Annotated in this window: 6 protein-coding genes and 1 pseudogene; 6 read left to right on the top strand and 1 reads right to left on the bottom strand. The window is 55.5% G+C overall.

Going from position 1 to position 6,998, the window contains the following annotated elements; translation table 11 throughout:
* The 6 genes and pseudogenes from Q1Y74_RS05475 to miaA form a co-directional block, all read left to right on the top strand.
* Positions 1–609, top strand: a pseudogene (locus Q1Y74_RS05475) (phosphohydrolase); the annotation flags it as partial.
* An 84-nt stretch (positions 610–693) separates the two neighbouring features.
* Positions 694–1,734 (top strand): UDP-3-O-(3-hydroxymyristoyl)glucosamine N-acyltransferase, encoded by a 1,041-nt coding sequence (gene lpxD / locus Q1Y74_RS05470; RefSeq protein ID WP_300812722.1) that lies wholly within the window; start codon positions 694–696, stop codon positions 1,732–1,734.
* Between the two features lie 3 nt (positions 1,735–1,737).
* Complete coding sequence (locus Q1Y74_RS05465) at positions 1,738–3,123, top strand: bifunctional UDP-3-O-[3-hydroxymyristoyl] N-acetylglucosamine deacetylase/3-hydroxyacyl-ACP dehydratase (RefSeq protein WP_300812721.1); 1,386 nt, start codon at positions 1,738–1,740, stop codon at positions 3,121–3,123.
* A 101-nt stretch (positions 3,124–3,224) separates the two neighbouring features.
* On the top strand, positions 3,225–4,001 hold the full coding sequence (gene lpxA, locus Q1Y74_RS05460; protein ID WP_300812720.1) for an acyl-ACP--UDP-N-acetylglucosamine O-acyltransferase: 777 nt from the start codon (positions 3,225–3,227) through the stop codon (positions 3,999–4,001).
* Positions 4,002–4,010: 9 nt separating this feature from the next.
* Positions 4,011–4,574 (top strand): hypothetical protein, encoded by a 564-nt coding sequence (locus tag Q1Y74_RS05455; protein WP_300812719.1) that lies wholly within the window; start codon positions 4,011–4,013, stop codon positions 4,572–4,574.
* Positions 4,575–4,686: 112 nt separating this feature from the next.
* Positions 4,687–5,583, top strand: a complete 897-nt coding sequence (gene miaA, locus Q1Y74_RS05450) for a tRNA (adenosine(37)-N6)-dimethylallyltransferase MiaA (protein WP_300812718.1) — start codon at positions 4,687–4,689, stop codon at positions 5,581–5,583.
* 78 nt (positions 5,584–5,661) lie between these two features.
* On the opposite strand, the gene Q1Y74_RS05445 is transcribed toward miaA, so the two are convergent.
* Entirely contained in the window at positions 5,662–6,876 is a 1,215-nt protein-coding gene (locus Q1Y74_RS05445; protein WP_300812717.1) for a hypothetical protein, read from the bottom strand.
* Positions 6,877–6,998 lie beyond the last annotated feature (122 nt).

The following is a 6,998-nucleotide window of genomic DNA, read 5'->3' as shown; positions in this document are numbered from 1 at the left end:
GAGAATTTCCTCATGGCCCGCCGCCTGATGTACTGGCAGGTGTACCTGCACAAGGCCTCCGTGGCCTACGAACGGATGCTTATCGCCACTCTGCTGCGTGCCAAGGAACTGGCCGCCGCGGGCGAAGACCTCTTTGCCTCGCCTGCCCTGCGCTTCTTCCTCTACAACGATGTCGACCGTACACGCTTCTATGCCGACTCCGAGTGTCTGGAGCAATTCATCCGACTGGACGACAACGACATCTGGACGTCACTCAAGGTATGGTGCGACCATCGGGACAAGGTGCTCTCCACCCTGAGCCGGGGCATGACGGAGCGCCGTCTCTTCAAGGTGGAAATCTCCACCGAGCCCGTCAGCGAGGACAGGAAGAAGGAACTGGCCCTGCAAATCAGCCGTCGGCTGGACATCTCGCCCGAAGAAGCCCGATACTTTGTCTCCACCCCCAGCATCGAAAAAAACATGTACAACCCAGCCGACGACAGCATAGACATTGTCTACAAGGACGACACCATCCGCAACATCGCCGATGCGTCGGACATGCTCAACATCTCGTTGCTGTCCAAGAAGGTAAAAAAATACTACTTATGCTACTACCGGTCTCACGCGTAAGTATAAAATATTCATCCAAGAACAAGGAAATATAAAAAAAAAGTCCGTTATTTGTGTTTTGAAAACCATTTAGCGAGAAAAAACATGGAATTTTCAGCCAAACAAATAGCGGCCTACATACAAGGAGAGATTGTAGGAGACGAGAACGCAACCGTACACACCTTCGCCAAAATCGAAGAAGGGATTCCCGGTGCCATATCCTTCTTGTCCAATCCCAAATACACTCCCTACATCTATGAGTCAAAGGCCAGCATCATTCTGGTAAACAAAGACTTCGAGCCCGAGCACGAAGTGAAGGCCACCCTGATCAAAGTGGACAACGCCTACGAAAGCCTCGCCAAACTGCTCACCCTCTACGAGCAGAGCAAGCCCAAGCACACAGGCATCTCACCGCAGGCATACGTGGCCGAAACAGCCCGCATTGGCAAAGATGTCTACATCGCTCCCTTCGCCTGCATTGAAGACCATGCGGTCATCGGAGACAATACTGTCATTCACCCGCACGTCACCGTAGGAAGCGGCGCCAAAGTGGGCGACAACTGCATCCTGTATGCCAACGTCACCGTCTATCACGACTGCCGCGTGGGCAACAGCTGCATCCTGCACGCCGGATGCGTCATCGGTGCCGACGGTTTCGGCTTTGCCCCCACCCCCGAAGGCTATGAAAAGATTCCCCAGATAGGCATCACCATTCTGGAGGACAATGTAGAGATAGGCGCCAACACATGCGTAGACCGTGCCACCATGGGAGCCACCGTCGTACACAGCGGCGTCAAGTTGGACAATCTGGTACAGATAGCCCACAACGACGAAATCGGTTCGCACACAGTGATGGCAGCCCAAGTGGGCATTGCCGGCTCTACGAAGGTGGGCGAATGGTGCATGTTCGGTGGTCAGGTAGGCATAGCAGGACATATACATATTGGCAATAAGGTAAACCTCGGCGCACAGTCGGGCGTACCCGGCAGCCTGAAGGAGGGCAGCCAGCTGATAGGTACGCCGCCCATGGAACAGAAGCCCTACTTCAAGTCACAGGCTGTCTTCCGCAAATTGCCTGACATGTACATGGAACTAAACGCGCTCCGCAAGGAACTGAACGAATTGAAACAACAAATAAACAAGTAACAAATGTTGAAACAAAAGACTCTGAAAGAAAGCTTTTCACTCAGTGGAAAAGGTCTTCATACGGGACTTAATCTGACCGTTACTTTCAATCCTGCCCCGGACAATCACGGGTATAAAATCCAACGTACCGACTTGGAGGGGCAACCTGTTATCGAAGCCGTGGCAGACAACGTGACAGAAACGACCCGTGGCACCGTGCTGTCCAAGAACGGTGTCAAGGTAAGCACCATCGAACATGGAATGGCCGCCCTCTACGCCCTGGGGATAGACAATTGTCTCATCCAGGTGGACGGACCCGAGTTCCCCATACTGGACGGCAGCGCCCAATATTATGTCAACGAAATAGAACGGGTGGGCACCGTGGAGCAGAATGCCGTAAAGGATTTCTATATCATCAAGTCCAAGATAGAGTTCCGCGACGAAAAGACGGGCTCGTCCATCATCGTCCTGCCCGACGAGAGCTTCAGCCTGAACGTTCTGGTTTCATACGATTCCAACATACTCCCCAACCAGTTTGCCACACTGGAAGACATGGGCAAGTTCAAGGACGAAGTGGCCGCCAGCCGCACCTTCGTCTTTGTGCGTGAAATCGAACCCCTGCTCCAGGCAGGCCTCATCAAGGGAGGCGACCTGGACAACGCCATTGTCATCTACGAACGCGAGATGTCGCAGGAGAACTTCGACAAACTGGCCGACGTGATGGGCGTACCCCACATGGACGCCAAGCACCTGGGCTACATCAACCACAAGCCGCTGGTATGGCCCAACGAATGTGCCCGCCACAAGCTGCTCGACGTCATCGGCGACATGGCCCTGATAGGCAAACCCATCAAGGGACGTATCATCGCTACCCGTCCGGGCCACACCATCAACAACAAGTTTGCCCGCCAGATGCGCAAGGAAATCCGCCTGCACGAGATTCAGGCACCGACCTACGACTGCAACCGCGCTCCCATCATGGACGTGAACCGCATCCGCGAACTCCTGCCCCACCGCTACCCCATGCAGCTGGTGGACAAGGTTATCGAAATAGGCGCCAACTACATCGTGGGCGTAAAGAACGTCACCTCCAACGAGCCCTTCTTCCAAGGCCACTTCCCGCAGGAACCGGTGATGCCGGGTGTACTGCAGATAGAAGCCATGGCCCAGACGGGCGGCCTGCTGGTACTCAACTCCGTCGACGAGCCCGAACGCTACTCCACCTATTTCATGAAGATAGACGGCGTAAAGTTCCGCCAAAAAGTGGTGCCCGGCGACACGCTGATATTCCGCGTAGAGCTGATGGCCCCCATCCGCCGCGGTGTATCCACCATGAAAGGCTATATCTTCGTCGGCGAAAAGGTGGTGTGCGAAGCCGAGTTCATGGCACAGATAGTAAAGAACAAATAAATTAATAATGAAGAATGAAGAATGAAGAATTTCCTTGGGACGCATTCCGCTGCGCAGCCTCTGAATTCTTCATTCTTCATTCTTAATTCTTCATTCATATTATGATCAGTCCCTTAGCATACATCCATCCCGAAGCGAAAATAGGCGAGAATGTGGAAATTGCCCCCTTTGTCTTCATTGACAAGAATGTGGTCATCGGCGACAACAACAGGATTATGGCCAATGCCAACATTCTGTACGGCAGCCGCATCGGCAACGGAAACACCATCTTCCCCGGCGCAGTCATCGGTGCCATTCCCCAGGACCTGAAGTTCAGGGGCGAAGAGTCAACTGCCGAAATTGGCGACAACAACACCATCCGCGAGAATGTAACCATCAACCGTGGCACAGCCGCCAAAGGCCGTACCATCGTGGGCAGCAACAACCTGCTGATGGAAGGGGTACACGTGGCACATGACGCTACCATCGGCAACGGATGCATCATAGGCAACTCCACCAAGATGGCCGGTGAAATCGTCATCGACGACAACTCCATCATCAGCGCCAACGTACTGATGCACCAGTTCTGCCGCGTGGGCGGATATGGCATGATACAGGGCGGATGCCGCTTCAGCAAAGACATACCTCCTTACATCATTGCCGGACGCGAGCCCATCTGCTACGCCGGCCTCAACATTGTGGGCCTGCGCCGCCGCGGTTTCTCCAACGAAACCATCGAGTCCATCCACAACGCCTACCGCATCATCTACCAGAGCGGCCTGAACACCACGGACGCCCTGAAGAAGATTGAAGAGGAGATGGAAATGACCCCTGAGATAACTTACATCGTAGAATTCATCAAGAACTCAACCCGAGGCATCATCCCCGGAGGAAAATAACAAGCAACCATGATATACAGATTTACCATCATCTCCGACGAGGCGGACGACTTCGTCAGAGAAATACAGATAGACCCGGAAGCCACCTTCTACGACTTCCACGAAGCAATCCTGAAGGCTACCGGATATACCGACGACCAGATGACCTCGTTCTTCATCTGCGACGAAGACTGGGAAAAAGAGAAGGAAGTAACCCTGGAAGAGATGGACGACAATCCGGAAATAGACAGCTGGGTGATGAAGGAAACACCCATCAGCGAACTGGTGGAGGACGAAAAGCAGAAGCTGCTCTACGTATTCGACTACATGACCGAACGCTGCTTCTTCATCGAACTCAGCGAAATCATCACCGGCAAGAACATGAAGGGAGCCAAATGCACCAAGAGCGAAGGCGAAGCGCCCAAACAGACTGTTGACTTCAATGAGTTCGAGGCCAAGAACAGCGCCGCCCTCGACCTGGACGAGAACTTCTACGGCGACCAGGACTTCGACATGGAAGACTTCGACAAAGACGGCTTCGAAGGCTTTGACGAAGGCAGCGGCGGCAATCCCTACGACGAAGACAGATACTAAATAAATGAAGAATGAAGAATTTCCGCTTTGCGGATGAATGAAGAATTCGTCCCATAGCCTCAAATTCTTCATTATTCACTCTTCATTCTTCATTCTTCATTCTTCATTTCCATTGACTCTCCTCGTTCTCATAGGCCCCACCGGCGTAGGCAAGACAGAACTCAGCCTGCGACTGGCCGAAGCATTCGACACGTGCATCGTGTCGGCCGACTCACGCCAGCTCTATGCCGACCTGAAGATTGGTACCGCAGCACCCACGCCCGAACAGCTACAGCGGGTGAAGCACTACATGGTGGGCACATTGGGCCTGACCGACTACTACAGCGCCGCCCAGTACGAGGCCGAGGTTCTGAAACTGCTGGACGAATTGTTCAAGGAAAAGCAAGTCGTTGTGCTGACAGGCGGCTCCATGATGTACGTGGATGCCGTGTGCAAGGGCATCGACGACATCCCCACCGTGGACAACGAGACGCGCTCGCTCATGCTCCGCCGCTACGAGGAAGAAGGCCTCGACCGCCTCTGCGCCGAACTCCGCCTGCTCGACCCCGAATACTATCAGATAGTAGACCCGAAAAACCCCAAACGCGTCATCCACGCCCTCGAAATCTGTTACATGACGGGCCGAACCTACACCTCCTTCCGCACCCGGCAGACCAAGCCGCGCCCCTTCCGCATCGTCAAGGTGGGCCTGACCCGCGACCGTGAGGAACTCTACGACCGCATCAACCGCCGCGTGGACCAGATGATGGCCGACGGCCTGCTGGAAGAAGCCCGCCGCGTCTATCCGCACAAGGACTACAATTCACTGAACACCGTGGGCTACAAGGAACTCTTCAAGTACCTGGACGGCGAATGGACACTGGACTTCGCCGTGGAGAAAATCAAGCAAAACTCCCGTATCTACTCCCGCAAGCAGATGACCTGGTTCAAACGCGACACCGACATCCGCTGGTTCCACCCCGAACAGGAAACGGAGATACTGGCGTACCTCCGTTCACAAATAGGCTGACATCATCCGTCAGGGAAAATATCTTTATTACTAACAACGTTATTAGCACGAAAGATATTACAGGAACTGACGGCCGACCTAATCTCCGCAACTCTCCCACAACACCGGCCTGTCCAACCTGCGGTACAGTGCCTGCATCTCTTCCCTGTCCGTCTGCCCTTTGCGCCGCCAGCCTTCCAATACAGGCTCCGTCAGGCGGAAGTTCTCTTCCTCTACGGGTGCCAGGCGCTGCATGTAGCCGTTGCCCTCGGCATTATAGAGGATAGACCAGTGCATGTAACGCTCACTGCCCATACCCCAGTCCAGTGAAAACACCCGGTCCTTCAGCCGCAGGGAAGCGGCGGAGAGGGGCGACGTGCCCAGCGTCTTGTCCATCGCCACCATGCGGGGCAACGCCTCGTCCACCCACAGGGGGACAGCCACGCCCGTAGGCGGATAGCCCAGCAGGGTCCACATTGTGGTCAGCCCGGCAGCCTCGCCCGGTTTGACGCCCTGCACCACGACGGAGCAGGAGGTACTGCTGCGGGGAATGAAGTCCTGGTCGGCAAACCAGCCCGAAGCCTCCGGCCCCGTGAAGGGCGGTTGGCGCAAGTCGATGCCCAGCAGACAGTTGTGGAACGAGCGGGACAGGCCGTTGAAGATGCTCCGGGGCGTGACGGCCTGCTCTCCGGCCAGCCCGTCGAGCACGCGCACGGCCTCCTGGTAGCGTACCACGCCCGCGCCCGGCCCGTACTGTCCCGACACAGAGAAATTGGTACGCGCCACATAGCCCGCGGGCGCCACCGCCGGGTCGTTGGCGTCGAATTCCTTATACGTATAGTAATCCACCTCGAACATCACCGCCCCACCCTGCGCGTCTATCACGCCGAAGTTGGCCTCAATCCCGCTCGGCTTGCTGAGGGTGTCGAGGTAATGGCGGAAGTCGTCCACCGTGGCACAGAGTTCCAGCGCACGGTAGATGGCGCGCCCGTTGGCCTCGCCGCGCTCCTCGCCGTCCTTCACGTCCACCAGGTTATAGCTCTGCGTGTTCATCAGCGCGAAACCCGCCGCGTTGGCGCCTATCCAAGCCTCGCGCTTCAGGCGGAAGTCGTCGCTGTTCACCACGGCGATGAAGTCGTACCGCTCGCCGCGGACGTACTCTACATGGTTCTTCAGGAAGTCCGTATCGCGGTGTTTCCACAACAGGGGGCGGCCGTCGGGAGTGGCCCGGCCCGACACCACGGCCGAAGTACAGGCCAGCGCGGGCGTCAGCCAGGCGGCCAGCAGGGCAGTCAATAGCAGGATATTTTTCATGTTCAAACGGTTGTTTATGTTCATGGAGGACAAAGATAGTACAAGGTGAGTGTAGAGACAAATGGAAAGCAAAGTTTTCCGGATTGGCTATGTCGAACCGCATCCTATCTTATCAAAAGATT

The sequence above is a fragment of the uncultured Bacteroides sp. genome, from assembly GCF_949298305.1.
Classification (GTDB): Bacteria; Bacteroidota; Bacteroidia; order Bacteroidales; family Bacteroidaceae; genus Bacteroides.
The sequence above is the reverse complement of the archived record's forward strand: the minus strand, read 5'-3'. Positions and strand labels throughout refer to the sequence as shown.

Coding starts and splice junctions, on each gene's coding strand:
- Q1Y74_RS05455 (WP_300812719.1), top strand. CDS start 4,011: ATGATATACAGATTTACCATCATCTCCGACGAGGCGGACGACTTCGTC.
- Q1Y74_RS05465 (WP_300812721.1), top strand. CDS start 1,738: ATGTTGAAACAAAAGACTCTGAAAGAAAGCTTTTCACTCAGTGGAAAA.
- Q1Y74_RS05445 (WP_300812717.1), bottom strand. CDS start 6,876: ATGAAAAATATCCTGCTATTGACTGCCCTGCTGGCCGCCTGGCTGACG.
- lpxA (WP_300812720.1), top strand. CDS start 3,225: ATGATCAGTCCCTTAGCATACATCCATCCCGAAGCGAAAATAGGCGAG.
- lpxD (WP_300812722.1), top strand. CDS start 694: ATGGAATTTTCAGCCAAACAAATAGCGGCCTACATACAAGGAGAGATT.